Annotated in this window: 1 protein-coding gene; it reads right to left on the minus strand. The window is 72.9% G+C overall.

Features of this window, described 5'->3' with window-relative positions; translation table 11 throughout:
• Positions 1–602, minus strand: a 602-nt coding sequence (locus GJV64_RS15280) for an iron chelate uptake ABC transporter family permease subunit (protein ID WP_164158374.1), incomplete at both ends; no start/stop codon positions are given.

Genomic DNA, 602 nt, shown 5'->3' on the forward strand with positions numbered 1-602 from the left:
GCCGCCGTGAGCAGCGCCGCGCCGGCCAGCGCCGCTGGCAGGATGGCAGCGCCCGGCCGGTGCCCGGTGAACGGGCGGACGAGGTGCGGCACGACCAGGCCAATGAAGCCGATGCTGCCCGCCACCGCCACGCCGGCTCCGGTGGTCAGCGCCACCGCGGCGATGATGCGGCGATTGAGCGGGCGGATGCCTACGCCCATCGATTGCGCGACCTCTTCGCCCAACGCCAGTGCGTCGAGGGCCGGGGCAGCACGGACGAGGATGACAAGGCCGGCAAGGATCAGCGGCGCGGCCAGCAGCAACTGCGGCAGCGTGCGGTCATTGAGGCTGCCCATAAGCCAGGTCATCAGGTCGTAGAGGGCAAAGGGCGAAGGCGCGAGGCTGAGCGCCAGGTTGATCGCTACCCCCAGCAATGTTGCCACCGCCACGCCGGCCAACACCAGCCGGGTGCTGCCAGCTCCGGAACCGGCCAGTGCGATCAGCAGCGCCAGCGCCGCCAGCGCGCCGCCAACGCCGCCCACCGCCATGCCGATCACCCCGGCGCCGAGGTGATAGCCGGCCAGCACCGCGCCCAGCGCCGCGCCGGTGGATGGCCCCAGCAC

Source organism: Sandarakinorhabdus rubra (genome assembly GCF_010994245.1).
Taxonomy (GTDB): domain Bacteria; phylum Pseudomonadota; class Alphaproteobacteria; order Sphingomonadales; family Sphingomonadaceae; genus Sandarakinorhabdus; species Sandarakinorhabdus rubra.